General features: G+C 47.1%; 20 protein-coding genes and 1 pseudogene. 12 read left to right on the top strand and 9 right to left on the bottom strand.

All coding sequences use genetic code 11. The features are described from left to right. Positions 1 to 67: 67 nt before the first annotated feature. Together IQ257_RS10490 and IQ257_RS10485 are read right to left on the bottom strand one after the other, a co-directional pair. Positions 68 to 1063: a response regulator gene (locus tag IQ257_RS10490; RefSeq protein WP_193874093.1), complete on the bottom strand. Its 996-nt coding sequence runs from the start codon at positions 1061 to 1063 to the stop codon at positions 68 to 70. Further along, positions 1060 to 6870 (bottom strand): PAS domain S-box protein, encoded by a 5811-nt coding sequence (locus tag IQ257_RS10485; RefSeq protein ID WP_193874092.1) that lies wholly within the window; start codon positions 6868 to 6870, stop codon positions 1060 to 1062. The genes IQ257_RS10490 and IQ257_RS10485 overlap by 4 nt, the downstream gene beginning before the upstream one ends. A 315-nt stretch (positions 6871 to 7185) precedes the next feature. Here IQ257_RS10485 and IQ257_RS10480 point away from each other — a divergent pair, with 315 nt between their 5' ends. Further along, positions 7186 to 7599 carry an acyl-CoA thioesterase gene (locus tag IQ257_RS10480; protein WP_193874091.1) on the top strand — a complete coding sequence of 138 codons (414 nt, stop codon included), beginning with the start codon at positions 7186 to 7188 and terminating at the stop codon, positions 7597 to 7599. A gap of 148 nt (positions 7600 to 7747) precedes the next feature. Further along, complete coding sequence (locus IQ257_RS10475; protein WP_193874090.1) at positions 7748 to 8101, top strand: hypothetical protein; 354 nt, start codon at positions 7748 to 7750, stop codon at positions 8099 to 8101. Between the two features lie 60 nt (positions 8102 to 8161). On the opposite strand, the gene IQ257_RS10470 is transcribed toward IQ257_RS10475, so the two are convergent. From IQ257_RS10470 to IQ257_RS10450, 5 genes and pseudogenes are all read right to left on the bottom strand, one after another. Next, the gene (locus tag IQ257_RS10470; protein WP_193874089.1) at positions 8162 to 10003 is read right to left on the bottom strand and encodes an ABC transporter ATP-binding protein; all 1842 of its coding nucleotides are present in this window, start codon (positions 10001 to 10003) and stop codon (positions 8162 to 8164) included. A 48-nt stretch (positions 10004 to 10051) separates the two neighbouring features. Further along, positions 10052 to 10471, bottom strand: a complete 420-nt coding sequence (locus IQ257_RS10465) for a PIN domain-containing protein (RefSeq protein WP_193874088.1) — start codon at positions 10469 to 10471, stop codon at positions 10052 to 10054. Further along, positions 10452 to 10706: a hypothetical protein gene (locus IQ257_RS10460; RefSeq protein WP_193874087.1), complete on the bottom strand. Its 255-nt coding sequence runs from the start codon at positions 10704 to 10706 to the stop codon at positions 10452 to 10454. The genes IQ257_RS10465 and IQ257_RS10460 overlap by 20 nt, the downstream gene beginning before the upstream one ends. Before the next feature lie 150 nt (positions 10707 to 10856). Beyond that, positions 10857 to 11084, bottom strand: a pseudogene (locus tag IQ257_RS10455) (tetratricopeptide repeat protein); the annotation flags it as partial. 284 nt (positions 11085 to 11368) lie between these two features. Beyond that, positions 11369 to 11752: a YkvA family protein gene (locus tag IQ257_RS10450; protein WP_193874109.1), complete on the bottom strand. Its 384-nt coding sequence runs from the start codon at positions 11750 to 11752 to the stop codon at positions 11369 to 11371. 98 nt (positions 11753 to 11850) lie between these two features. On the opposite strand from IQ257_RS10450, the gene IQ257_RS10445 reads away from it, so the two are divergent. The 7 genes from IQ257_RS10445 (at position 11851) to IQ257_RS10415 (ending at position 19312) form a co-directional block, all read left to right on the top strand. After that, positions 11851 to 12372, top strand: a complete 522-nt coding sequence (locus IQ257_RS10445; RefSeq protein WP_193874086.1) for a hypothetical protein — start codon at positions 11851 to 11853, stop codon at positions 12370 to 12372. A 363-nt stretch (positions 12373 to 12735) separates the two neighbouring features. After that, entirely contained in the window at positions 12736 to 13434 is a 699-nt protein-coding gene (gene fabG / locus IQ257_RS10440; RefSeq protein WP_193874085.1) for a 3-oxoacyl-ACP reductase FabG, read from the top strand. Between the two features lie 172 nt (positions 13435 to 13606). After that, positions 13607 to 14338: a hypothetical protein gene (locus IQ257_RS10435; RefSeq protein ID WP_193874084.1), complete on the top strand. Its 732-nt coding sequence runs from the start codon at positions 13607 to 13609 to the stop codon at positions 14336 to 14338. Then, the gene (locus IQ257_RS10430; RefSeq protein ID WP_228060597.1) at positions 14335 to 15492 is read left to right on the top strand and encodes a pentapeptide repeat-containing protein; all 1158 of its coding nucleotides are present in this window, start codon (positions 14335 to 14337) and stop codon (positions 15490 to 15492) included. Before IQ257_RS10435 ends, IQ257_RS10430 begins: the two co-directional genes overlap by 4 nt. Before the next feature lie 95 nt (positions 15493 to 15587). After that, complete coding sequence (locus tag IQ257_RS10425; protein ID WP_228060596.1) at positions 15588 to 16568, top strand: pentapeptide repeat-containing protein; 981 nt, start codon at positions 15588 to 15590, stop codon at positions 16566 to 16568. Positions 16569 to 16708: 140 nt separating this feature from the next. Then, positions 16709 to 17278, top strand: coding sequence for a Rab family GTPase (locus tag IQ257_RS10420; RefSeq protein WP_193874083.1), 570 nt, complete (start codon positions 16709 to 16711; stop codon positions 17276 to 17278). A 39-nt stretch (positions 17279 to 17317) separates the two neighbouring features. Beyond that, complete coding sequence (locus IQ257_RS10415) at positions 17318 to 19312, top strand: adenylate/guanylate cyclase domain-containing protein (RefSeq protein WP_193874082.1); 1995 nt, start codon at positions 17318 to 17320, stop codon at positions 19310 to 19312. 35 nt (positions 19313 to 19347) lie between these two features. Here IQ257_RS10415 and IQ257_RS10410 read toward each other — a convergent pair whose 3' ends face one another. Next, positions 19348 to 19674: a hypothetical protein gene (locus IQ257_RS10410; protein WP_193874081.1), complete on the bottom strand. Its 327-nt coding sequence runs from the start codon at positions 19672 to 19674 to the stop codon at positions 19348 to 19350. A gap of 5 nt (positions 19675 to 19679) precedes the next feature. On the opposite strand from IQ257_RS10410, the gene IQ257_RS10405 reads away from it, so the two are divergent. From IQ257_RS10405 to IQ257_RS10395, 3 genes are all read left to right on the top strand, one after another. Then, positions 19680 to 19877, top strand: coding sequence for a DUF2949 domain-containing protein (locus tag IQ257_RS10405; protein ID WP_193874080.1), 198 nt, complete (start codon positions 19680 to 19682; stop codon positions 19875 to 19877). A 215-nt stretch (positions 19878 to 20092) separates the two neighbouring features. Then, entirely contained in the window at positions 20093 to 22705 is a 2613-nt protein-coding gene (locus IQ257_RS10400) for a M1 family metallopeptidase (RefSeq protein WP_193874079.1), read from the top strand. Positions 22706 to 22915: 210 nt separating this feature from the next. Next, a complete protein-coding gene (locus IQ257_RS10395) occupies positions 22916 to 24619 on the top strand; it encodes an ABC1 kinase family protein (RefSeq protein WP_193874078.1) in 1704 nt (567 codons plus the stop codon). A gap of 215 nt (positions 24620 to 24834) precedes the next feature. Here the strand turns inward: IQ257_RS10395 and IQ257_RS10390 are convergent, their stop codons facing one another. Beyond that, positions 24835 to 25815: a CHAT domain-containing protein gene (locus tag IQ257_RS10390; protein WP_193874077.1), complete on the bottom strand. Its 981-nt coding sequence runs from the start codon at positions 25813 to 25815 to the stop codon at positions 24835 to 24837. Between the last annotated feature and the right edge of the window lie 357 nt (positions 25816 to 26172).

The following is a 26172-nucleotide window of genomic DNA, read 5'->3' as shown; positions in this document are numbered from 1 at the left end:
GAGGGGAACTCCCAAAAATCAATTATCCCGTAGGACTCCTCAACATGAGCTGTCAATGACTTGACATTCAACAACTTACCAAATTACAGACAACGCGATCGCGTCCTTCTACCTTTGCCTGATAAAGCGCTTGGTCTGCTTCAGCAATCAATTGTTCAGGAGAGGTTCCAGGACAGGGAATAACTCCAGCAACACCAAAGCTGAGGGTGACACAGTCGCTGATCTGAGAACCACTATGGGCAATTGCTTTGGCATTCAACTCAGACCTCACAATCTCTGCTACCTTAACAGCTCCCTTGAGCTGAGTATTGGGTAAAACAATTGCAAACTCCTCCCCCCCATACCGTGCAACCAAATCGGCGGGACGCTTGACCGCTTGACGTAGGCTGTTAGCCACCTGTTTGAGACATTCATCCCCAGCTTGATGCCCGTAAGTATCATTGTAAGCTTTGAAAAAATCGATATCGCACAAAATCAAGGACAGCGGTGCTCGCTCCCGTGCCAGTCGCCGCCACTCCTGCTGCAAAGCTTCGTCAAAAGCACGGCGGTTAGCAATTTGAGTCAAGCCATCCAGACAAGCGAGGCGCTGTAACTCCCGATTAGCCGCTTCTAACTCAGTCATGAGTAAGCGCTCTTTCTCGATTTTGCGTCGTAACTCCACCATTGCCCAATGGGTTTCGAGGAGACGGCGCACGCGCTGCCGCAGTACTGCCCAGTGAATGGGTTTGGTGATGTAATCAGTCGCGCCTGACTCGAACGCCCGATCTACTGATTCCTGGTTATTGAGTCCTGTAATCATTAAGATCGGTGGGCAATCCTCTCCAAAGGTCGCTTTTAACTGAGCACAGCAGGTAAAACCATCTGTCCCAGGCATCATGGCATCCAGTAAAATAATATCTGGGAGTTGCTGCTGACAAACGGCTAGACACTGGTCTCCATCACTGACCTCCATCACCTGATACCCATCCTGCTCCATCGCCCGATGCAGAATCAATCGCAGGGTTTTTTCATCATCAACAATTAGAACCTGAGGGATTTTGCTGTCAACGTCAGGCTCACTCATTGCTCTCTCCTGGGATGCTTTTGTTGCAAAGCCGCCTTGACACGCTCATACTCAGCATCAAGGGGTGAAAGCTGTGTTGATGCGTCGCCGATAGTGCCTGCGTAACCGAGTGCTTCTAAGTCGGCACACAATTGAGCCAACAAGGTTGCGCCAACAGTCAGACTGGATGATTTCAGAGCGTGTGCTGATTGCTGCAAGTCAGCCGCATCATTTTGGGTGACAGCGTTGCGAATGGCATTCAACCGTGGCGGTGAATCTTCTAAATAGCTGTCAATCACCTCCGCTAACAACTCCTCAAAATCATCTCCAGCAATTTCTCTGAAACTTTCTAGTACCTCGTTATCAAGTGTAGGTGCCAAGATTAAATCCGATGCGGCTGTAGGTTCAAAGGATTCCTCGTTCATATCAACCCCTAATACGAGGGTTTCGCTGTGTGTTGGGTAATAGTTCTTCAACGCTTGCACAATGGCATCCGGTCGAATAGGTTTGCTGATGTAGTCGTTCATTCCAGCTTGCAAGCACTGTTCTTTATCACCCTGCATAGCATGAGCAGTCATGGCAATAATCCAAGGCTGAGAGGGAGATGACCACTCCTGGCGGATGTGTCGGGTGGCATCAAGTCCGTCCATTTCCGGCATCTGCACATCCATAAAAACCACATCATAGGACTGGCGGCGCAGGGACTCCAATGCTTCTTGCCCGTTGTTTGCCACATCAGCCCGGTAGCCTAACCGCTGTAGCATTTGGCGTGCCACTTTCTGGTTAACCGCCACATCCTCCACCAGTAGAATCCGTAGAGGCAACTGTTGGGCTAACTCTGATGTTAATTGCCCTAAGGATGCACCAGTGGGGCGAATAGAGATTCGCTGCCGGCAAAAAATGCCGATAAACACATTATAAAGCTGGGACTGCTTGATCGGCTTCGTGAGTATGGCGGCGAAGTCAGGGTTCTGTGTGGATTGCTCCACAATCTGCCGATTGACAGAACTCAACATGACGAGGGGTAGTTCTGCACAATCTGGTAAAGAGCGAAGGTGCAGCGCCAGATTCAAACCATCCATCTGGGGCATTTGCATATCCAGAACTGCAATATCAAAGCCCTCTCCATTCATCAACCACTCCAACGCCTGCACGCCCGATTCTGCTGCTCGCACCTCCATTCCCCAAGACTGAGCTTGCAGCGTCAGAATTTGGCGATTCGTGCCGTTGTCGTCAACGACTAAAAGACGTTTTCCTGTTAATTCGGCTTGGGGGATGGGCAAATCTGCGATCGCTGAATTAGGAGCAGGCTTGGCAACGACTGTGAAATAGAAAGTAGAACCAACTCCCACCTGGCTCTCAACCCACATTCGCCCCCCCATCATTTCACTCAAGCGCTTACTGATAACCAAGCCCAGTCCTGTTCCGCCGTAATTGCGAGTCATGGAAGTATCAACTTGACTGAAGGGCTTAAAGAGGCGGTTCATCCGTTCTGAAGGAATGCCAATGCCGGTATCACGAACGGCAAACAAAAGACGAATATCACCATCAGAGGTTGCCGTTTCCACCGTTACTGAGACAACGACTTCCCCTGCTGCCGTAAACTTCACCGCATTACTGAGCAGATTCACTAAAATTTGCCGCAGGCGGGTAATATCCCCCACAATTGCTGTAGGAGTTTGGGGTTCAATCAGGTAAGCTAGCTCCAGACCTTTGACTGCGGCTTGGGACGCTAGTAAATCCAAGGCTTCTTCTATACAACTGCGTAGGTTGAAGGGTTGCTCCTCTAACTCCAACCTGCCGGACTCGATTTTAGAAAAGTCGAGGATATCGTTGATGATCGTTAGCAAGGCTTCACCACTGTTGCTGATGGTGGTGGCAAAGTCCCGTTGTTGGGGAGTCAGTTCTGTATCCAACAGCAGTCCAGTCATGCCAATCACGGCATTCATGGGGGTGCGGATTTCGTGGCTCATCATTGCCAGAAACTCGCTTTTTGCCCGATTTGCGACTTCGGCTTCCCGTTTGGCTTTGTAAAGTGCTAAATTTTTTCCTGTCAGTTCTTCACGCCGCTGTTTCTCTTGAGCGAGTAGATTCGCTTGGGCAAGGGCAATGCCCACTTGAGCGGCTACGGCTTCGAGGAGTTCGATTTCATCCTCTGTCCACTGGCGAAAGCGATCGCATTGATGAACGCCGATCATGCCGTTGGTATCGCCTTGGTAGGAGGTGCGCACAGCCATCATCGACTTCAACCCAGTTTGACGGCACATGGGTGCAGCGATCTTTAAGAGGGGCTCATTATAGACATCTGCAGAAACAATCACTGTGTCTTGAGCAAGGGTTTGCTGGGCGTGGGGATTGCCGATAATCGGAATTTCTAAGCCCATGATTGAGTTGTAACCGGGTTCTAAATACTCGGCTACTAAGGGAATTTGGGGAGTGGGTTGGTCAATATAGCTGTGAATGAGACAGCGATTCACCCCAAAGGTTTGACCGATCTGAGTGGCTGCTATTTGGAAGATTTGCCCACTATCTAGGCTTTGGCGAATCTCTTGAGTAATTTGTTTCAGCAGTACCGCCCGTTGCAATTGCCGCTCTAGTGCTGTTTTGGCAGCGGTACGTTCTATCTCGTGCCCTACCCATTGAGCCATGAGCTTTAACAGTTGGCGATCGCTGGCTTTAAAGGAAGAGGAGCAGGGCTTGAGACTCAAAAAGCTAAGAGTTCCATAAGGCACTCCCCCGACTATAACTCGCATACCCCGGTAGGATTCTAGGTTTGACCCAGCGTAGGCAGGATGGCGTTTCCCCTGGGAGTCTTTCTCTGACTCAAAACTAATGGGTTCTTTGGCTCGAATCGTTTCAGCACAAAGAGTCTGCTCTAACTCAAACACCTCTCCGTCACGAATTGGCAAAGGAAATCGCGGCGGTACTTGAGCAGCAATCACTTCATAGCGATTTCCATCTATGCATGAAAGAATGCCGATGTCAAGTCCAAAATTTCGCCTACCCATTGCCAAGAGTCCTTGCAAGCGCTGCTTAAAGGTGAGTTGTGGGGCGGATGCCACCTTATATAACGCTCGGATTGCCGCTTCCCCTCGGCGGTGTTCTTTCTCGACTCGTTTGTTCTCGGTGATGTTGCGGAATGTCACGGCAAAGCCGTCATCCAACTTGACAGCAGCATTATGAAACCAAGCTTTGACTCGTTCGTGTTCGTAATAAAATTCCCACTCCATCGGTTTCCCAGTTTCAACAACCTCAACATACTGATGAAACAGTTTTTCACGATTTCCGGGCATCTCTTGCAATAACTGCTTGCCAATTAAGTTTTCAGCCCTTCGTCCCACCATTTTTTCGGCGGCTGGATTCACCAAAAGCCACTTAAAATCGACAATGCTGCTTGAAGTGTCTCTCACTGACTGAAACGCCATTACTCCATCTAGAGAGCTATTCAATACACCTGCTAACAGAAATTGGGAATATTGCAGGGCTTTTTGGCTTTCTTTGAAGTCGGTGATATCTAGGCAGGAACCGATATAACCGGCAAAACTGCTATCTGGGGCAAAGTGGGGGATACCTGTATCTAATATCCACCGATACTCACCATCAGCACCTCGTAGGCGGTACTCCATTCGGAAGCTTTGACGAGCACTGAAGGCGGAATTATAGGTATCCAGACAGTATTGCAAATCCTCAGGATGTACCCCTTCTATCCAACCATTACCCCATTCCTGTTCCAGGGTACGTCCAGTAAACTCCAACCAAAAGCGGTTGAAAAACGTGCAGAGTCTTTCTTTATTGGATACCCAGAGTAGCACCGGCGCACTATTCGCCATGGCGCGGAAGCGTTCTTCACTCTCGCGTAGTGCCGCCTCTGTTCGCTTGCGTTTGGTTACATCGTGGGCAACACAGTACAGTAAGCCCTGTTCTGCTAAGGGAGTAGCATTCCACAGAATCCATCGGTAAGAGCCATCTTTTGTGCGGTAACGATTCTCAAAGGCGACGGTATCGGTGCCTGTGATCAGCTTTTGGGATTCAGAAATTGTAACAGCGCGATCTTCGGGATGAACGAATTCGATGTACGGTTGAGCTAAGAGTTCGTCGGTGGTAAATCCTAGGGTTTTTTCCCAAGCGGGATTTAGGCGCTTGAAGTAGCCATCAAAGCCGGCGATGCAGAGCATATCCAGGGAAAGGGTAAAAAAGCGATCGCGTTCTTCCTCGGCTTGCTTGCGTTCGGTAATATCGGTTTGAATGCCAACATAATGGGTTAATTTCCCCGTTGCATCTCGCAGGGGAGAAATCGAGAGTTCGTTCCAAAACAGTGTGCCGTCTTTGCGATAGTTGCGCAGGGTGACGAAACAATCCCGCTTTTCGCCTAGGGCACAGCGCACTTCATCGAGTGCTGATTGTTGAGTTTCCTGCCCTTGTAAGAAGCGACAGTTTTTTCCGATGACTTCCTCTGCTGAGTAACCGGTGATGCGCTCAAACCCCGGATTGATGAAAATAATCGGATTGTGGGGCTGGGTAGGGTCGCTAATGATAATACCATTGCTACTAGCAGCGATCGCGCGTTCCAAAAGTTGCAGGCGCGTTTCTGTCTGTTTTTGTTCGGTAATATCTCGCGTGATTTTCGCAAAACCTCGCAATTGTCCAGTTTCATCGCTGAGGGCTGTCATAATGGTGCTGCACCAGAAGTACGTCCCATCCCGACGCACCCGCCAGCCTTCATCCTCAAACCGTCCCGTTGTCGCAGCTACCTGCAATCCTTGCTCAGGTTTGCCCTGTTTGATATCGTCAGGAGTGAAAAAACACTGATAGTATTCACCAATCACTTCATCGGCTGGATAGCCCTTGATCCGCTCGGCTCCTGAATTCCAGCTTGCAATTGTGCCGTCGGGATTAAGCAAGTAAATGGCATAATCTTTGACGCCATCAATGAGGATGCTCAAACGTTCCTCGCTCGCTTGCAGGGCGAATTCTGCTTGTTTGCGTAAGTGAAGCTCGTCGTAGACATCGCTGATATCGCGCACGATTGCGACAAATCCTAGGGTTTTTCCGTCTGCATCTTTGACGATAGTGCTAATTGTTTCGCTAATGAAGATTTCCCCTGTCTTGCGGCGGTATTTCATTTCATAGGGCTTGGTTTGCTCTTGAGGGTTGGGGTGAAATCGCTGTCTACCCTGTTCAGGGTAATCTTCTAGATTGGCGTATAGGGCTTGTGTCGATTGTCCCAGCATTTCCTCTATGCTGTAACCAAATAGCTGGGTAAAGGCTGGGTTAAGGCTGACCATCTGGCAGTCTGTATCTGCAAAAATGACAGCATCGGGAATAGCATTGAAAATGGCGGCAAATTGGGCAGTGTTTTGGTAGAGTTGGGCTTCAAATTGCAGCGCTTCGGTAATTTTGAGCTGGAGTTGCTTGTTGATTTCTGGGAGTTGGGCAGTCTGCACGGCTACAGTTTCAGGTTCACTCCCACGGGAAGTATTGAGCAATAAGGGTATGAGTTTGATGGCACCCCAGACGGATAGAAGAGCTGCGATCGCTTTTACAGTGCCCGATAGCCAGTATGCTGGATGCCAGAGAGTCCAAACCTCTAACAGGTGAGTTGTACCGTTAGCCATCAGCAATACTGCACCCAGAGTTAGCAGCCATGGGTGATTATAGGTTTGTTTATAGAGCAAATATGCCAGGATTGTTCCTGCGGAAAAATAAGCTAGGGTAATTAGGGAATCTGAAATAATGTGCAGTCCCAGTTGTGGAAACGAGCAGAGGTAGCAGTATCCTTGAGGGATAGACAGATCTGAAAGCAGCAGGTTTTTCAATAGCTCCAACATAAACACTCTCAACCGAGTGGGGTAAAATCGGCTCCTACTTCATGCTCATTAGTGCTGAAGTAAAACAAAACTAGATGCAGTAAATTTTATCTGAAGATGCCCTGTAAACCCAGCAACCTTGGCGATAGGAGCCACTCCAGGAAATTTGTAAATAGGGTAAACTTTAAACCATTTAGTGTCTAACCCCAATTGCTGGGATATAGCTATATTAACGATTAACTTTGGCAGTACGTCTTTAGGGAGCTTATCTCTTTATTTTAAGCCGTGTGTCCTCATTACCCTTAAAGAGTGACATCCACCAACAGAAGCAAGCCTATGCAGACTTACACTACCCAGCTACGGGTACGGCATTACGAGATGGATGCGTTGGGACACGTCAACAATGCCGTCTACCAAAATTACTTAGAACAAGCAGCCATTGAACACTCCGAGCAACTTGGCTTTTCCCTCGAACAATGCCGGAAACTAGGTGGCGTATTTGTAATGCGTCGCATCGCCATCGACTACCTACGTCCGGCGGTTGCGGGTGACACCCTAGCCATTACCACGTGGCTGCAACAGATGAAAGGAACCCGCGCTATCCGATTTTACGAAATCCGGTGCTTGGGGGAAGAGGATTTGTTAGTAACGGCTGAAGTTCTTTGGGTTTGGGTAGATAGTCAGACAATGCGCCCAAAGGGGATTCCCAAAGAAATTCTGGAGAATTTTAAGCAAATCCAGTCTTCTTAATCTATAGCTCTCTATCTCGCGGCAGAAGTCGTGGTAACAGGTAAACCCGTAGTATTTCATTCATTGGATCTGAATGGATGGCGATCGCACCAAGTTGGTGTAAATCAGCCCATTACCCAATTTAACACAAAACAAGAAGGAAATTGAAATGCAACGGTTCTTGAAAGCAATTCAACAATTTTTTAGCCAAACAATTTGGGTGTTGAGTTTAATCAGTCTACTGAGCCTGTCAGGTTTATTTATTTTTACCAGTCAACCCACTTTAGCCGCACCAGACAACCCCCTAACAACTCCACCACAAGGTAATAAAACTGAGCTAGGACTCTCAGAACAAGGGCAACAAGAAGCGTATAAAGAAGCCACGGAAACTCTGAATAAAGACCCCCTGAAAGGTACGGAAAAACTTTATGAAGAGGAGTATAAGGAGTACAAAGAATCTCAACCGAAGCAAGGACTAGTAGAAAAGACTAAAGAATTGGTTGAAGATATCACCAGTAAGTAAGAGACTTGGGTGGGTTAGGCGGCAACCGTAACCCACCCTACAAAATCTACACAAGCCCACCTACTGATATCCTGCTGCTTGAAGCGAAAAAAGCCGCGCATAGCGTCCCTCAAGCTGCAATAATTCCTCATGGGTTCCCTGTTCGGTGATTTCTCCCCCTGCCATCACCACTATTTTATCTGCCATTCGCACCGTAGAAAAGCGGTGAGAAATTAAAATCACCATCTGACTTTGGGTAATGGTGCGAAAGTGGTTAAATACCTGCACCTCTGCTTCTGCATCCATTGCGGCTGTGGGTTCATCCAACACTAAAATATCTGCACCCGTCCGCATAAACGCACGGGAAAGAGCAATTTTCTGCCACTGCCCTCCAGAAAGTTCTTGTCCCCCTCTAAACCAGCGTCCTAACTGAGTGCTAAATCCCTCTGGCATCGATTCAATAAACGGTAGTGCCATTCCTTTCTCGGCGGCACTTTTCCAGCTTGGTTGATCATTGAGGTGATTTACATCTCCCACCCCAACATTTTCACCCACCGTAAACTGATAGCGGACAAAATCTTGGAAAATAACTCCGATTCGCTGCCGCAATATCTCGATATCCCACTCCCGCAACTCCAGCCCATCTAAAAGGATGCGTCCAGAATCTGGCACATACAAGCGCGTTAACAGCTTAATTAGGGTGGTTTTTCCCGAACCATTTTCCCCCACGATCGCTAATTTTTCTCCCGGTTGCAGGTGCAACGATACACCGTTGAGTGCAGGTTTTAGACTGCCTGGATAGGTGAAAAATACGTTATCGAAGCGAATCCCATCCCCTGGAATTATACCCCTGGTTGCTTTACCTTGAGGTAGAGAAACATCCTGTTCGAGAAACTCATAGAGGTTGGACAGATACAGGTTATCTTCATACATCCCACCAACGGAAGTCAGAACCGAGGCAAAAGTAGACTGTCCCTGCCGAAATATTATTAAGTACATTGTCATATCCCCTAAGGAAATACGACCAACAATGGTTTCTACTACAATCCAAAGGTAAGCGGCATAGAAGGTAAGGGTACTCAACAACCCTAACAAATAACCCCAAAATCCTCGGCGAATAGTCAGGTCGCGGTCTTCTTGGTAGAGTCGATTGAAGGTATCATGATAGCGTTGCAGCATGGTAGAGCCAAGTTGATAGAGTTGAACCTCCTTGGCGTAGTCTTCTCTAGCAATTAGAGTTTCTAAATAATGCTGCTGTCGGGTTTCTGGGGAACGCCATTTGAACAAGCGAAACGCTTCCCCAGCAAAGCGGGTTTCGGCGATGAAGGGAGGAATTGCCGCAATAACCAGTACTGCTACCGCCCAAGTTGAAAAGTTTAGCAGCAGTCCCCCATACGTGACTAGGGACAAACCATCCCGAACTAACCCAAACGTGCGCGTTACGAGAGATAGGGGACGACTCGATGCTTCTCGCCGCGCTTGAGTCATTTTATCATACAACTCGGAGTCTTCAAAGTGAGGTAGGTCTAAGGTTAAGGCTTTTTCGAGAATCAGGACATTTACCCGTTGTCCTAACAATACCCGTAATAGGGACTGGCAAACCGTTTGTCCCCGTTGGCTAGCAGCAAGTAACATGACTGCGATCGCTTCAAGTCCCACATAACCGAAAGCAGTCATCCGATGGCTTGTCAGTTCTGAATTTGCCGCTAGCACAACGCTATCGACAATTAATTTACCGATATAAGCGATCGCGGCGGGTAATAACCCAGCGATTACCGTTAGAATTGCCAGTGCGATCGTGAGTTTGTGGCTAGTTGTCCAAACCAACCCCAAGGCGCGTCCGCTATAGCGGAATACAGAAAAGGATTGACGGAGACTGTGGGGCAGAAATCTTAGGGATTTAGGTTTCTTGCGTCGGTGCATGGGTTCTGGTGGGCATCCTGGCGGCGTTAATACGCAGTGTAGCTTGGGTTATATTCGCCAGTTATCGAGTTTTAGGGTGTAGCCCAAATCCTGAATACGCTGATAGTGGGATAAATTACCCGTTACTAAGGTGAGATTGTGCTGTAGAGCAGTGGCAGCAATAATTACATCAGCTAAACCAATAGGTTGTCCCGTGCGTTCTAAATCTGCCCAAATACGTCCAGCAAGTTCGGCGATTTTCGAGTCAACCATTAGCACTTCTGCGCTAACAATGTCAGCAAGAAACTCCTGAACTCGATCTTCTCTGTTTCGCTTACGCCAGCCTTTGACTATTTCTGTGACTGTAATTACGGAAATGGTATATCTACCAAACGTGGATAGATAGGCACTAGCCCTGACTACAACACGCTGATTGATTTGCTTGCGACTTTCGGAAAGAATGTCTGTGTCAAGTAATGCTTTGTCCAAGTTTTTGATTCAATGGGTGTGCTGCGCGATCGTTCATAATTTCTGCCATTATCTCATCAACTACTTCGGGTTCATCTTCCCAGCCACCTAGCAAGGGATACTTTTCTACCTCTGCTACTGACAGATATTCGATCGCTTTAATAATTAACTGTGGGATAGTACAGTTATGCGCTTTAGCTAACCAACGGACACGAGTCATCATCGCCTCGTCTAGTTCAAGTTCAATTTTCTCCATACCTTCTCACCTCGCTTTCTATGTTAAACATGGTTCGGCATACTTACACTCTAACAGCCTACGGCTATCAGAGTAAGCTGGGTGAGTTTCAGTGGATAGCGATCGCGCTTTGATATCAAATTAGCAATGCAACCTCAACCCACAGATCTTTCATGAGTTTTTAATCTGAGTTTTTTGGGCGAGTGTTTCTCCTTTCGCTAGCTCATCTTCGAGTTCCTCTGATATAGCCAAATCTTGCTGATAGTAATTAATCGCTTTGTCGTAATCTCCTAATGAATAGTGGGCATTTCCCAGATTGTTCAGCGCCGCTCCTTCTCCGGAAGGATCACCGAGTACTCGTGCGATATCCAAACTTTGTTGATAAAATGCAATCGCTTGCCTATAGTTCCCAAAACATTTGTTGACTTAGATTCTCATCAACTTACACCAGCCAAGCCAACCCAACTGCCATTATCCTGAGTATTGCCATCTTACTCTGGGTTTTACGTCCAGTGATGCTACACCAAAAGTTAGACCCGTCTGAGAAACCCGCTTCTCCTGAAAGCGAATCTACCCATCTTGCCAAAAGCGCGATCGCATCCCTACTGCGAATGTTAAATACTAGATAGTAAAAAGTTTCAAGCCCCTCAACGTGCAGGTACAGCCTACCTGCACAAATTCTATCAACGCTTGAGGATATGTGCGATCGCAATAACGCCAAAAATCCCCAACAGTAGCCATATCGTTACAATGATAACAGCGGCTATCCAGCTTACAAGCTTGGGCTGAGTCATCGCCTCTTTCGCCTTTTCGCGGCACTCTGTTAGAACCTGTGGTGGAATCAACCGCAGCACCAAAAGGATTCCCAAAGGCACCAGTACCAAATCATCCAGATAACCGATAATCGGAATTGCATCGGGAATTAAGTCAATCGGGCTAAAAAAATAGGCAATAACACAAGCAGCTATAGCTTTGGCATACCACGGTACTCTAGAATCTTGACAAGCCAGGTAGAGAGCATGGATTTCTTGCTTAAGTTCCCTGACTCGTTGCTTCCATGACTGCATCACCTTTTTTCTTTCTCCAGACCCCAAGTATTATTGTTGCAATTGATTATCATCACAAGTAGATCAGCCAACAGCCCAAACAACCTCTCAGAACTCCCGTGCAAATTCCAGAAAACGTAACCTTTGAAGATGCGATCGCTCTTACCGAGTCCCTGATGACTAAAATGGATACGGGTGAATTATCCCAGACAGAAGCCGCCGATGCGATCGCACAACTGGTGAAAACTCAAAACGGTGCTAGAGGTTTCTTTGTCACCTACCTCACCCCTGAGGGAACCCTAGCCGATAATCCTTCACCCGAAATCATCCAAGCACTCCAATCATCACCCGATACCGTCTCCGAACTGCTGGTAAAAAACTTGGCGATGTCTGCTGCCATGGCAATAACCCACCGTCGCAATAATAACGAAGAAATGGCGCAAGGATCTGACCGAGTGCGGATGCGAACGGCTAATCTTATCGAACGAGTTGAACTGCCTCAAGTACGAGAACTAGCGCTGAAGTTACGGGAAAGTGCGGTGACGGGAGAAGGCAGTTACAAAACCTTTCTAGAACGCTGGCAATATGATGCTGAACAACGAGAGATTATACGTCAGACTATTGATAGGGTAATTGTTTAAGTTTATTCTTGATAGAGACGTTATCTCAAAGACCAGGGAGTAGGGAAGAAAACGCCCCCAACTCTTCTTTTGAGCATCAATCCCATGCCCGTGCCTTCATCTCAGGCAGCACCTCAGCCCTAATCCATCCCTGAGAGTAGGACAGGCAACATGAGGTGTCAATGTCAGACTTGGTTCAACCCAGTCATCTGAATAAACCCAGCACAGGACAGACTTGAGACTTCGTTACTTCTCATCCTGCCTTGTTTCTCATAGATCTTGCCTCCCACTTTTGGAATATTTCAGCCCTGGCATTTTTGCAGTCTTTTCCCAGTCCTTGTATCGGGGTATGTTGAGGAGTGGAGTTTTCAAGATTCACCATCCATGAAAGGACAGCAAGTTTTACTAACGGGTGGCACTGGCGGCTTGGGGTTGGGCGTAACGCCAACAGTGCTAGCTCAAGGTGCAAAACAGGTGACGATTCCCTATATCAAGCCCCAAGAAGTAGAACGTCTCAAAGGAGTTTTACCACCTGCCGACTTTGCCCGAGTTCGTTTTGTCGAAGCTAACCTCACCGAGGAAGCCTCGGTTGCCAAGATTGTTAGGGACATGGAACGAGTCGATGTGCTAATCCATTTGGTGGGGGGGTTCTCCATGGGAAAAACCCAGGAGTACAGTTATGACGCTTGGAAAAAAGACATTAACCTCAACCTGAATACCACCTTTTTAACCTGCAAGCACAGCCTGTCGAAAATGTTACAACAAGACTATGGGCGTATTGTCACGGTCGGATCGCGGGGTGCTGTGCAACCCGGAGGACAGTTAGCCTCTTACTGTGCTTCAAAAGCTGGGGTGGTGGCGCTGACTCAAGCGATCGCAGATGAAACGAAAGGAACAAATATCACGGCGAATGTGGTACTTCCTAGCATAATCGATACCCCTGCTAACCGACAGGCGATGGGTACAGAAAATACCGACCAATGGGTGAAGCCGACATCCCTAGGGCAGGTTATTTGTTTTTTGGCATCTGAGGCAGCTCGGGATATGCGGGGAGCAGCTATTCCTGTTTATGGGAGTATTTAACTTGACAATAGGCAGGAAATGTAGGTGGTGCAGGAAGAAAAAAGGAAAGGGGAAAAAGTTCGTCAAATCGACCTTTACCCTTTTCCTTCGTCATTATGGAAGTAGTTGACAATCATACCCACTACTCATTCGGGGTAATTTTCTCAACCCAAACCCATCAGTCCAACTTGGTATGCAACCACCTCTCCCCCTAGTCCCTCAACCCACACCAGAAAATCGCTATCCGAACTGCGTTTACATGAAATTGCAGGGGGTTCCAGTACGATCCCAATCAAGTACCGTGCCAGAGGTGAGTTCGCAAATTGAGCTGCATTTAACCCTAAACTTTAATGAACAATGGGAAGCAGGGGTTGGGGGTCAAATTAAGTTTGGGTTGAGAGGTGGACGACTGAGGTTAACCCTAGAAAATGGTATTATTTCTCCAGAGTCACGCCCTTTAACTGGCTCCGTTAAACTAGCGATTCAGAAAAGCGAAACTTATCAAGAACAAATCCGTCTTCAGAATGAAACCTCTTCAGAGCAAGGACAAACCGGAACTTTAGCCAATTTACCAATAGCAGACTCGAGCGATCGCGTTTCATTCACGACTTGCAAAATAGCCACTAAAGGTGTGGCAGACAACAGGACTTGGGCGTTTGCCATAGATCCAGGAAAAGAGGTTCTCAACGGTTGTATTAAAAACGTTAAACTTGCCACTATTAATGTGATAGCTAAACCCTGCTGTATAACGGCAAGCTTTGAAATATCACCCCACGATGTATCCCTGACGCAAACCGATTTTTTTTGGCAAAAAACACTCACTAAAAAAAGAAATGCCGTAATCGAGCGGGCGATTGTTCGTCACTTATTTCAGCAAAAATTAACGCCCTATTTAAGTCGGCAAAGTCTGCAATATGACTTATGATTGAAGAAGAACGCGAGCAAGAAATTAAAGCCTTAATTCAGAGCATTATCAAGGCAAAAACTGAAACTTTTTCCCGGTTAGCACAGATGGCTAATCTGAGTCTAGCTAAAGATTTTGTTGGGATTGATTTGAGCGGCGAAGACCTCAGCGGGGAAAATCTCAGAAATGCCAACTTCAGCGGTGCTAACTTGAACGAAGCTGACCTGAGTAGTGCCAATCTTTATGAAGCTAACTTGAGTGGTGCTAGCCTGAGTCTTGCCAATCTCAATGAAGCTAACTTGAGTGGTGCTAACCTCTATGCCGCCGACTTGAGTCTGGCAAGCTTGAGCGAAGCCAATCTCATCAGCGCTAACCTCAGCCGTGCTGACCTGATTCGTGCCGATCTGAGCAATACTAATTTAAGCTGCGCCAACCTAAACCGTGCTGATCTCAGTGGTGCCGACCTCAGTAATGCCGACCTCAGCAGCGTCAACTTAAGCCATGCCGATCTCAGTGGAGCTAACTTAAGTGGAGCTAACTTAAATGGTGCCGATCTCAGCGAAGCTAACTTAATCGCGGCGGATTTGAGAGGAGCGAGCCTGATTGATGCCAATCTGACTGGAGCAGACCCCATCGCCGCTAACTTGACTGGTGCTGACCTAATCGGTGCCAACCTGAAAGATGCCAATCTCAGAGATGCTAACTTAAATGCCGCTAATCTGAGCGGTGCTAACCTGCGAGAGGTATCTTTACGGGATGGGACTGTGATTGGTGCCAACTTGCGAGAAACCAACCTCAAAGAGGCTAATCTCAGGGATGCTAACTTGCGAGAAGCCAACCTGAGTCGCGCTATTTTAAACCGTGCTAACTTGAAAGATGCAAACCTCAGCCGTGCTGATCTCAACCGTGCTGATCTGACAGATGCCAATCTCAAACGTGCAAACCTAATGGGAGCCAACTTGAGAGATGCAAACCTCAGGGGTGCAAACCTAACGGGAGCCGACTTCAGCGCAGCCAATCTCAGCGGTGCTAATCTAAACCGCGTAAAAGCAGAGAAGACGCTATTTAGAAAGAATCCAGGACTGTCTCCGGCAAGAAAGCTCAAGCTGATCCAACGAGGGGCAACGTTTGAAGGAAAAATAAGCGCCAACCCTAGTGAAGCCAATCACGTTTAAGCACAAATTACATTTAACTTACCCTTTTATCGCTATTGCCAAAATTACTAAGGCTAAGTTAGCAATAAAAAAAGCAATTGTATTTGTGACTGAAATTGAATAAACAATTAAGCCTGAACGTTCAAGACCTAATCCGGCAAATTATCAACTCAAAAACGGAGAACTTTCCTAAACTGGCACACCTGGCTGGTTTAAGTCTGGCTGAAGATTTTGTTGGGGTCGATCTGAGTGGCGAAGACCTCAGTGGCAATAACTTAAGCGATGCTAACTTGAATGGTGCCAATCTCAATGAAGCTGACCTGAGTGGTGCCAATCTCAATAGCGCTAAACTGAATAGTGCCTTGCTGAGTCTGGCTGACCTCAGCGATGCCAACCTCAGCCTTGCCAAGTTAAACAAAGCCGACTTGAGCCTTGCTAACCTCAGTCATGCCAACCTAATCGGCACTCAGTTGAGAAAAACTAATCTCAGCCGTGCTGACTTGATTGGTGCCAACCTCAGTGGTGCTAATCTCAGTGGTGCTAATCTCAGTGGTGCCAATCTCAGTGGTGCTAATCTCAGCGGAGTCTACCTGCTACGAGCGAATCTCAATGGTGCTGATCTAATCAATGCAGATATTAGTGGTGCCGATTTCCGGAATGCCCGTTTAATTGGTGCTAATCTCAGCGGTAGCTATGCAATCGCGGCAAACTTCAGCGGTGCCGATCTCCGAAGTGCTCACTTGATCAGTGCTAATCTTAGCCATGTCTACCTAATTGGTGCTAATCTTAACCGTGCGAACCTTAAGAACGCTTACCTAAAACAAGCTTACTCAATTGGTGCTAACTTGATCGGTGCCAACCTGAGTAGTAGTTCCCTAAAGGGTGCTGATTTCAGCGGTGCTAATCTGAAGGGAGCTTGTCTAGATGCAGCAGACTGCCACAGTACAAACCTTAGCCATGCTAACTTGAGGGGTGCCGACCTCAGATGTACTGAACTAAAAGATGCCAAGGTGGAAAAGTTGCTACTCGGATCAAATACGGGGCTTTCTGAGAAAATGAAGGTTCAACTGATCCGGAGTGGGGCAATTTTTGAATAGGGGACTAGTCTGAACAACTGAACAGCAGAATGTGGTTAATCTCTGAGATATGCACTCTCAGAAGACGAAGAGGATAGGAGCTATTCTATCTCAGTGTTTACCGCAATTCGACCCTATTTGAAGTCAGGGTAGCAATTAAAATGACACAAATACTATCAAAAAAAGTATGTATGTTGGGTGATTTCAGTGTTGGTAAAACCAGCCTAATTCGCCGATTTGTTGAACGTCAGTTTAGCGATAATTATCTTTCAACAGTTGGAGTTAAAATATCAAAAAAAACGGTACAAGTTCAATCTTTGGCTAAGGAAAATGCCGTCAGTATACAGATGCTGATTTGGGACTTAGAAGGCAATACTAAGTTTAAGGCAGTTACCCCAACCTACTTGCGAGGTGCTAGTAGTGCTGTGATTGTTGCTGATGTCAGCCGTCAGGTAACAGTCGATCATATTCTCGATCACGTTCAGTCTTTTTTATCGGTGAATCCTCAAGGTTTTGCTAGCGTGGCTTTCAACAAAGCTGATCTGCTGACTGAAGAACAACTAAGAGACATCTTTAAGCGTCTTTCACTTGACGAACAAAGGAGAATCATTGCCACTTATCCCACATCCGCTAAAACCGGAACGAATGTTGATAAACTGTTTTATAAACTTGCCTGTAAAATGATTGAATCAACAAGCTTGACTAGCCCTAAGCGTGAGACTCCGCCCTGAACCCCGAACTATAAACCAAATACATACCAATGCTCTCCCATGAGTACTCTTTTAAGTAAACTTCTATCTCTGTTAGCTCCACGCCGTCGGGAATATCTGATCGTGAATCGGGAGTTCAAGATTCTAGAGAAATCCTTGGGAGTGCAGCGATTTGTCGATTGCCCTGATGAACTTGTTCAAGGTAAGGATGTCCGCGTCAGTTTACCAGAATTGATAGGTCTTGAAACTATACTCATCGACATTCTTGAAGAGCGGGAAGTAAGTTTTGAATTGAAGGGAGTTGGACGGGGTTCAGAGCCGAATAAGCCGCTCTATGTCGATTTTTACATTATCAAAAATAATTTAGCATTTTATGACCGTACTCAAACCTTAGCAAACCAGTTGATTATCTTATTAGAAGATGTCACTGAGCAAATGGTTTTAGAGCAAAGTTTAGTTCAGGCAACGAATGAAAGCAATCTTCTTTTGATTAACTTGGAAGCGTCTAAAGCCTACATTGATAAAATTATTTCTTCAATGGCTGATGCTTTGTTGGTCACTACATCTTCAGGACAGATAAAAACCGTCAATTATTCAGTTCAAGATTTATTTGGATATAGTGAAACTGAGTTAGTCGGAAAGCCAATTTCCCTGATTCTTAACAAAGGTGATTTGTTGCCGACGACTAGTCAGCAGAATTCCATCGGTGATAAAGCTTTCACCAATCGAGAAGTTGTTTGTCAGACTAAAACGGGTGAAAAAATAATCGTGGCTTTTTCTTGCTCGGTTATTCAGACAGAGATAGAGGGTGTCAAAAACTTTATCTACATTGGTCGAGATATTACCGAACGCCAGCGGAATCAAAAGCGAATAGCGATGCAATATGCGGCAACACGTATCATATCGGAATCCGCTACTGTGAGTGATGCCATTCCTAAAATTTTGCAAGCTATTGGTGAAAGCTTGGAATGGGATTTAGGTGAATTTTGGATACTCGATAAAGCGACGAATTGGACGCGGAGAATTCCGAGTTCCCAATCCCCTCTCCCCAATCCCCAAGTTTGGTGTATTGAAACGTGGGTGAGAGTTTCTGTTACTGATCCAGCGTTTTTAGAGATGACTCGGAAAGCTGATGTTGGCTTCCCCAGTCGGATTTGGGCAACCAATTCTCCTCAATGGGTTAGCGATATCATGCAGGAGTCTGGCAGGGAACTATCACCAGCTTCCGGCATTACCCAGCTACACGGAGCCTTTGGCTTCCCCATCCGAGACGAAGAAGAAATTTTGGGAGTGATAACATTTTACAGCCATGATATTCAGCGACCTGATCTGGATTTGCTTCAGGTACTAGCAGCCATGGGCAGTCAGTTTGGAGAGTTTATCAAGCGCAAAAAAACCGAAACAGCACTGCGTCAAGAACAGGAAAAATCTGAACAACTTCTCCTCAATATTTTGCCAGAGCCGATTGCGGAGCGCCTGAAACAGGAACAATGCATTATCGCCGATGACTTTCCAGAAGTAACTGTTCTGTTTGCAGATATCGTTGGTTTTACTCAACTGGCTTCATCCATTCATCCAATTGCCCTGCTAGGCTTGCTCAATCAAATCTTTTCAGCTTTCGATCGATTATGCGAACAGTACAGTTTAGAGAAAATCAAGACAATTGGTGATGCTTATATGGTGGTTGGGGGATTACCGAGAGCACAGCCCAAGCACGCCGAAGCTATAGCTGCAATGGCACTCGATATGCAAGCAACAATTGCCCAGTTTCAGAGTCAGACCGGAGAAACATTCAGTATGCGCATTGGCATTAATACCGGACCGGTTGTTGCTGGTGTCATTGGTATCAAAAAGTTTAGTTACGATTTGTGGGGAGATACGGTGAATACCGCCAGCCGCATGGAATCACAGGGCTTGCCCGCACACATTCAGGTAACAGCCGCAACCTATGAGAGATTAAAGAAGAACTATCAGTTGCAGGAACGGGGAGTGATTGATGTGAAAGGCAAAGGGCAAATGACTACTTATTTTTTGCTGGGCAAAAAAGTTGATTGAAATTTTATAAAAAAAATCAAATATGCCTGAATGAGTTACTCAAATGCATCCTTGGTCGGGAGGAGAGATGGGGAGACTGCGGCGTGAGCGCTCAGTCGAACGCTGGGGAGATAGGGAAGGATATGCTTTGCTGCCATTAATTCCTCCTCTTCGGCACCTTCGGCACCTTCCCGAAAGTTCTTAAGTGAAGATTTGGTGAAGCTGCCGGAATGCTCTGTTATTCGATGTAATTTTGTAAAGCCAAATCCGAGAAATCCCTTAGATGTCAGCCTTCTATAAGCTGTGATTTCAGAGAATTTGCTGTTGGAATAAATTGTCTCAACGATTAAGATTTGTTTAACCTTACGGCTCTTAGATGTCAAGGATTATGATGACTACCTTCCTCCAAAAATTAGTGGGTTTTTTGCGGGATGAGTTAGCCATTCCTGCTGACTCCATCGAGTTGGCTATGCGTCATCATCCTGTCGATACGCCACATCTACTGCCCATGGTTCTATGGAACTACGGACTAGTAACCCTAGAGCAGTTAGATTTAATATTTGATTGGCTGGAAAGAGTAGCCTAAGAGTTGATGATTGAGTCAACTTGAATCATATAATCATTATCCATAGTGGGTTCTGGCAGTAGCCCTCACTCTCCAAAGCATTACAACCTGCTGCGTTCACCCTGAAAGCCCTCTTCAACAAGCTAATCTGGAAGAAATGATGCCCTATTCTTGGGGACACAAGATAGCCGTGCTGGGTGCCAGCCCTTACTCTGTTAACGTTTACAGATTCACTAATGTCACAGTTCTATTTTGATTCAGACAATAACGGTCACAAGTCCTTTGAGCTACCGGGAGCCAAACCTCACTACAATCCCGACCGTCCCGGACAAGTTAATCATATCTTCCTAGATTTAGTGCTTGATATTCCCCGCTCAAGCTTTCAAGGCACCTGCACTATTACCCTGACACCCGTCCGCAGCGGCATCGATCATCTAGTACTGGATGCCGTTAACCTAACAATGGCATCCGTGCAGGTTGACCAAACTCCCCAACCCTTTGACTATGACGGCGAACAATTGCACATCCAGCTACTAAATCCGACTCAAGCTGGACAAGATATCAAAATAGCGATCGCTTATAGCGTAGATAACCCCCAACGCGGTCTTTACTTCATCAAACCCACCCAACATTACCCCAACAAACCCACCCAAGTCTGGACACAAGGGGAAGATGAAGACTCTCGCTTCTGGTTCCCTTGCTTCGATTATCCCGGTCAGTTGGCAACCTCAGAAATTCGGGTCAAAGTCCCCAAACCCCTAATCGCTATTTCCAACGGCGAACTCATTGCCACCGCAGAAGACGGCGATAGCAAGAGTTACCACTGGTTGCAACAGCAGGTTCATCCCACCTACCTGATGACCTTAGCCGTGGGAGACTTTGCCGAAATTCGGGATGAATGGCAGGGTAAACCCGTTACCTATTACGTGGAAAAAGGTCGGGAAGAGGATGCCCGTCGCAGTATGGGCAAGACACCTCAGATGATCGAGTTCTTTAGCGAAAAGTTTGGCTATCCTTATCCCTATCCCAAATATGCTCAAGTCTGCGTCGATGACTTTATCTTTGGGGGCATGGAAAATACCTCCACTACCCTACTAACCGAGCGGTGCTTGCTCGACGAACGGGCAGCGATTGATAACCAGCGTACCGAAAGCTTGGTAGCCCACGAACTCGCCCATCAGTGGTTTGGCGACTTGGTAGTAATTAAGCATTGGTCGCACGCTTGGATTAAGGAAGGCATGGCATCCTATTCTGAGGTGTTGTGGACGGAACAGCAGTATGGCAAGGATGATGCCGCTTACTACCTGCTCAACGAAGCCCGCAGCTACTTAACTGAAGACCGTTCCCGCTACCGCCGTCCTATCGTCACCCACATCTACCGGGAAGCAATCGAACTGTACGACCGACACCTCTACGAAAAAGGGGCTTGTGTTTACCACATGATTCGGTCTGAACTGGGAGATGAGTTATTCAAAGGGACTATCCATACCTTTGTGCAAGACAACGCTCACAACACGGTCGAAACCGTTGATTTGCTGCGAGCTATTGAAAAGGCAACAGGTCGCAACCTGCTATTCCTGTTTGACCAGTATGTTTTTCGAGGCGGTCATCCCGATTATAAGGTTGCCTATTCCTGGGATGCTGATAGCCAGTTGGCGAAAGTGAGTGTTACCCAAACTCAGGTTAAACCAGGGGAAAACGGCAGTAAAAGCGAGTTATTTGACCTGAAAATTCTGATCGCCTTCGGTTATGTCCAACAGGATGCCAATGATTCTGTAGAGGCGTTGCCTGCAACATCTCTACGCACCTTTACCGTTAGAGTCCACCAACGGGAACAAAGTTTCTATTTCCCCTTAGATAAAAAACCCCAGTTTATTAGCTTCGATGTTGGTAATAATAACCTGAAAACGGTTTCTCTGGAATACCCCATACCCGAATTGAAAGCCCAGCTCAAATTCGACCCTGATCCCGTTTCCCGCATCTATGCAGCGACGGCATTGGCAAAGAAGGGAGGGCTAGAGGTTGTGAAAGCTCTGTCTGACGCCCTGACCGATGATTCGTTCTGGGGCGTCCGGGTCGAAGTGGTCAGACAACTGGCAAAGGTGAAACTAGATCAGGCGTCGGTTGCTTTAGTGGCGGGTTTACAAGATAATGATGCCCGTGTGCGGCGCTCCGTAGTGGAAGCGTTGAGTAAATTGAAAACGGTAGAAAGTTACGAAGCCCTCAAACAGCTTATAGAAAGCGGGGATACGAGTTACTACGTGGAAGCGTCAGCGGCTAGGGCACTTGGGGGAATGGTATCGGGAACTCTGAAAGACAAGGAGGAAGATGTCCTCCAGTTGCTGAGTGCTGTTCTCAAAGAACGGGCGGGTTGGAACGAAGTGGTGCGGAGCGGTGCTATTGGTGGCTTGAGTCAGATGAAGTCATCATCCGTGGCGTTGCAAGTTATTATGGACTACACAAATCCTACTATTGCGCAACCCCTGCGGCTCAGTGCAATTCGGGCATTGGGAACAATATCCACAGGGCAGACACCTAATAATACAGAGTGGATTTTGGAGCGGTTGGAAGAACTATCGGGTGAATCGTTCTTTTTGACCCAGGTGGCGGTTGTTTCGGCACTCGAACACATGGAAACAGCCAAAGCAATTGGGGTGCTGCAATCTCTTGCCGAGCAAACACCCGATGGCAGAGTGCGCCGTCGTGCTGAGGAAGCGGTTCAGACGGTTCAGGAGAATATCGGTTCTGATGGGGCGGTTAAGCAGTTACGGGAAGAACTCGACCAGCTCAAGAAAGAAAATCAGGATCTAAAAAGCCGCATGGAAAACCTAGAGGCGAAGTCCAAGTAGGGTATTTCCAGGGTGGGGATTGGGTGGAGACGTGGGATTTACAAGTTAAGATTCCGTTGCCCCAATCTCCCATTTTTTACCAATTCGCGGCACCATTCAGGCACTGTCTTTACAAAAATTTACGATTATTCGGATATTTTATGGAATATACTTAATAAAAAGATAAAAAAATAAATAAACCTAAAGTTAATCAAGAGGCAACCATTAGGCGTGACTCACTATCAACTTGAATTGGATTATCCTGAGCGGCAGCCAAGCTCACCGAGACGGCGCTATGACCAGAAAGCGATCGCCCGATATTACCGCTTCCGACCCTGGTTAGCAATCTGGCGTACCTTTACAGTTATCTGGTTTTTTGCGGGATTTGTCTTGAGTCTCAAGTTGGATGAGTGGCTCAACCAGATTGAGACGAACAAGTTGAAGCGAGCCGCCCAGTTGCGGCAAATCCTGACTCGCCTCGGTCCAACCTTTATTAAAGTAGGGCAAGCCTTATCGACACGCCCTGACTTAATTCGCAAGGATTTTTTAGAGGAACTGATTAAGTTACAAGATCAGCTACCCCCCTTCGATAACGAGATCGCGTTATCGATGATTGAAGCCGAGTTGGGGCGTCAGGTAAAAGAAATCTATCGCGAAATTTCTCCAAATCCAATTGCGGCTGCCAGCCTCGGTCAAGTCTATCACGCCTATCTGTACAGTGGCGAAGAAGTGGCGGTCAAGGTGCAGCGCCCCAACTTACTCCCAGTTATTACCCTCGACCTGTATTTGATGCGCTGGGCAGCGAGTTGGCTGTCGCCCTGGCTGCCGCTGAATTTGGGACACGACCTGACGTTAATTGTTGACGAATTTGGCACGAAACTATTTGAGGAAATTGACTATATCAATGAAGGTCGCAATGCGGAGAAATTTGCTTATAATTTTCGCAACGACTCCTCTGTAAAAGTACCGCATATTTACTGGTCTTATAGTAGCAACCGTGTTCTGACGCTGGAATGGATTAACGGCTGTAAGCTGACTGATACTAAAAGTTTGTGTACGGCTGGACTGGATGCTGACACAATCATTGAAACTGGTGTTATTGCTGGATTGCGCCAGCTACTAGAGCATGGTTTCTTCCACGCCGATCCCCATCCAGGTAATTTGTTTGCCATGCCCGATGGTCGAATGGCTTACATTGACTTCGGGATGATGGATCAGCTAGAAGAAGACACAAAGGAAACGATCACCAGTGCTGTCGTTGACCTGATTAATGGAGATTACTTAGAATTAGCGAAAAAGTTCGTCAAACTGGGATTTTTAACACCCGATACAGATATAATACCCATTATTCCAGCGATAGAACGAGTGCTGGGAGAAGCCATGGATCAAAGTGTTGGGGACTTCAACTTCAAGACGATTACCGATAACTTCTCGGAGTTGATGTACGAGTATCCCTTCCGCGTTCCAGCAAAGTTCGCGTTGATTATCCGTTCGTTAGTGACGCAGGAAGGATTGGCTCTAACTCTAAATCCCAACTTCAAAATTGTGGAAGTCTCTTATCCTTACGTGGCAAGGCGTCTCTTGACGGGTGAATCGCCAGAAATGCGGCGGCGGTTGTTAGAGGTTTTGTTCAAGGATGGTAAGTTCCAGTGGCAGCGGTTGGAGAACATGATTTCTATCGCTCGCTCTGATGAGAATTTTGATTTGTTCCCGACTGCTCAACTAGGCTTGCAGTATCTTTTCTCGGATGAAGGAAAGTTTATGCAGCATCGGTTGCTACTGGCGCTGACGGAAGATGACAGACTGCACACAGAAGAGGTGCAGCGTCTTTGGAATTTGGTTAAAGATGACCTGAAGCCAGGGCGGTTGTTTAATGTAGCACTGAGTTCGTTGAATATAATTTCAACAGAGGGGATTGCAGCAATTTTACGATAGTTGCGATCGCATTGTAGGGTTCATGACTAACACTCTGTATTTCCAGTAGGAAGACTCGACAGCAGAGTTCTGCCTTCTGTCTTTTACCACGGGCTACCAATCATTGTGAAAGCAGCCCAATAGTAGGGATGGGAGTACAGCGGTTTCAGACTCGATGTGATACACCCAAACAAGAGTAGAACATGGCTTTCTCATGGCTACTGTACTACACCGTGTTAGAAAGTGCTGTAACCTTGATTCTCTGGCAGTTCCGATGAAGCAGTGGCAGGTTGCAACACCACAGTTCCTCGTAGTTGTCCCGACTCTACACGCACCTCTCCTCGTAGCATGGCAAGTTGGGCGCGTCGTAGGGCTTCGGCTTTAGTTGTGACATCGGGTTGACTCAATTGATGGTAAAATTCAACCATTAAGGCTAATGTGCCGCCATCACTGACAGACCAGAGACTGGCTAGGGCTGATTTAACTCCCGCTTTCACGGCTAACCCCGCAAAGCCTAACTCCGCGTCTAAATCTCCCAACGCTGTGCGACAGGCACTGAGGACTAAAAGTTCGACTTGGGGAGGTTGGTTCCAGCCAAGTTGCCGAATTTGGTCTAATTGGAGTTGAGTGTCCCAAAGCTGAATGTAGGACTTGCTGAGATCTCCGGGTTCAAAGTTGGCATGGGTGGCTAAGTGGATAATTTGCCAGGGCTGTTGCTGGCGCTGGGTTTGGAGATTCTTGAGGGTGAATTGGTCGTTGAGGAAGGCTTCTCCTGACCAGACGTTTTGGGTAATGGTTTCGAGTTCGATGGGGACGGCTGGTAGGGGGTTTTGGTCGGTGAATTGAGACGCACCCATGGCTAGGATTGGGACATTTTTGACGGGGCTGTAGCGGGTGTTGGTGAGGCTGACGCTGGGGATGGAACCGAGGGCGTATTTTTCGATGAGAAACTGTTCTCCGTCGTGTAAGGCTGCCATGGGAATGGTGCGTAACCCACCGTCCATGGAAAAGATGAGGGTGTCGATACCGAGAGCTTCGAGGTGGGATTCTAGGGGAGCAATCATCCAAGTATAGAGTTGCTTTGCGGATTTCAGGTAGGCGGTGGGGCGACCAGAATTGGTAATGGAGTCGTAGAATGCTTCGAGAGTTTTCTTGAGGACAGGGGCATTGGCGGCGGGAACGGTTTTGCGGATGGGGGGACCGTCGGGAACTACCATAATGAGTTCCAGTTGGTCGGGTAGGGAAACGGCGTAGACGATAACGGGGTGAGTGCCAGTTTCGGCGGTGATGGTGTTTAGGGTGTTACGAATGGTTTCGACGCTGGCTTCTTCGTTGGCGATGTCTTCACCGAGGTAGTCTTCGTATTCTTCTTCAAATAAGTCGTCAATGCTTGTGATGGCATCATTGAGGTTTTGCGTCAGCAGGTTGGCGATGTTGATGCGTCCGGCTGAAGGGGTGACAAGCGGCTCAAAAGTTTGATGGTTCTTGCTTTTGAGGCAATTGAGGTCAAAAAAGATGAGCGCTTATTGACAGTCTTGTTGAGAATAAATTGGTTTCATCCCTGTTCGCGATAA

The organism is Coleofasciculus sp. LEGE 07092, assembly GCF_015207375.1.
Lineage (GTDB): Bacteria > Cyanobacteriota > Cyanobacteriia > Cyanobacteriales > Coleofasciculaceae > LEGE-07092.
This window is presented reverse-complemented; position numbering and strand designations above follow the sequence as displayed.

What these genes read in the sequence shown, in the direction of transcription:
- IQ257_RS10490 (WP_193874093.1), bottom strand. Translation starts at nt 1,063, where the DNA reads ATGAGTGAGCCTGACGTTGACAGCAAAATCCCTCAGGTTCTAATTGTT.
- IQ257_RS10485 (WP_193874092.1), bottom strand. Translation starts at nt 6,870, where the DNA reads ATGTTGGAGCTATTGAAAAACCTGCTGCTTTCAGATCTGTCTATCCCT.
- IQ257_RS10480 (WP_193874091.1), top strand. Translation starts at nt 7,186, where the DNA reads ATGCAGACTTACACTACCCAGCTACGGGTACGGCATTACGAGATGGAT.
- IQ257_RS10475 (WP_193874090.1), top strand. Translation starts at nt 7,748, where the DNA reads ATGCAACGGTTCTTGAAAGCAATTCAACAATTTTTTAGCCAAACAATT.
- IQ257_RS10470 (WP_193874089.1), bottom strand. Translation starts at nt 10,003, where the DNA reads ATGCACCGACGCAAGAAACCTAAATCCCTAAGATTTCTGCCCCACAGT.
- IQ257_RS10460 (WP_193874087.1), bottom strand. Translation starts at nt 10,706, where the DNA reads ATGGAGAAAATTGAACTTGAACTAGACGAGGCGATGATGACTCGTGTC.
- IQ257_RS10450 (WP_193874109.1), bottom strand. Translation starts at nt 11,752, where the DNA reads ATGCAGTCATGGAAGCAACGAGTCAGGGAACTTAAGCAAGAAATCCAT.
- fabG (WP_193874085.1), top strand. Translation starts at nt 12,736, where the DNA reads ATGAAAGGACAGCAAGTTTTACTAACGGGTGGCACTGGCGGCTTGGGG.
- IQ257_RS10435 (WP_193874084.1), top strand. Translation starts at nt 13,607, where the DNA reads ATGCAACCACCTCTCCCCCTAGTCCCTCAACCCACACCAGAAAATCGC.
- IQ257_RS10430 (WP_228060597.1), top strand. Translation starts at nt 14,335, where the DNA reads ATGATTGAAGAAGAACGCGAGCAAGAAATTAAAGCCTTAATTCAGAGC.
- IQ257_RS10420 (WP_193874083.1), top strand. Translation starts at nt 16,709, where the DNA reads ATGACACAAATACTATCAAAAAAAGTATGTATGTTGGGTGATTTCAGT.
- IQ257_RS10415 (WP_193874082.1), top strand. Translation starts at nt 17,318, where the DNA reads ATGAGTACTCTTTTAAGTAAACTTCTATCTCTGTTAGCTCCACGCCGT.
- IQ257_RS10405 (WP_193874080.1), top strand. Translation starts at nt 19,680, where the DNA reads ATGATGACTACCTTCCTCCAAAAATTAGTGGGTTTTTTGCGGGATGAG.
- IQ257_RS10400 (WP_193874079.1), top strand. Translation starts at nt 20,093, where the DNA reads ATGTCACAGTTCTATTTTGATTCAGACAATAACGGTCACAAGTCCTTT.
- IQ257_RS10390 (WP_193874077.1), bottom strand. Translation starts at nt 25,815, where the DNA reads ATGGTAGTTCCCGACGGTCCCCCCATCCGCAAAACCGTTCCCGCCGCC.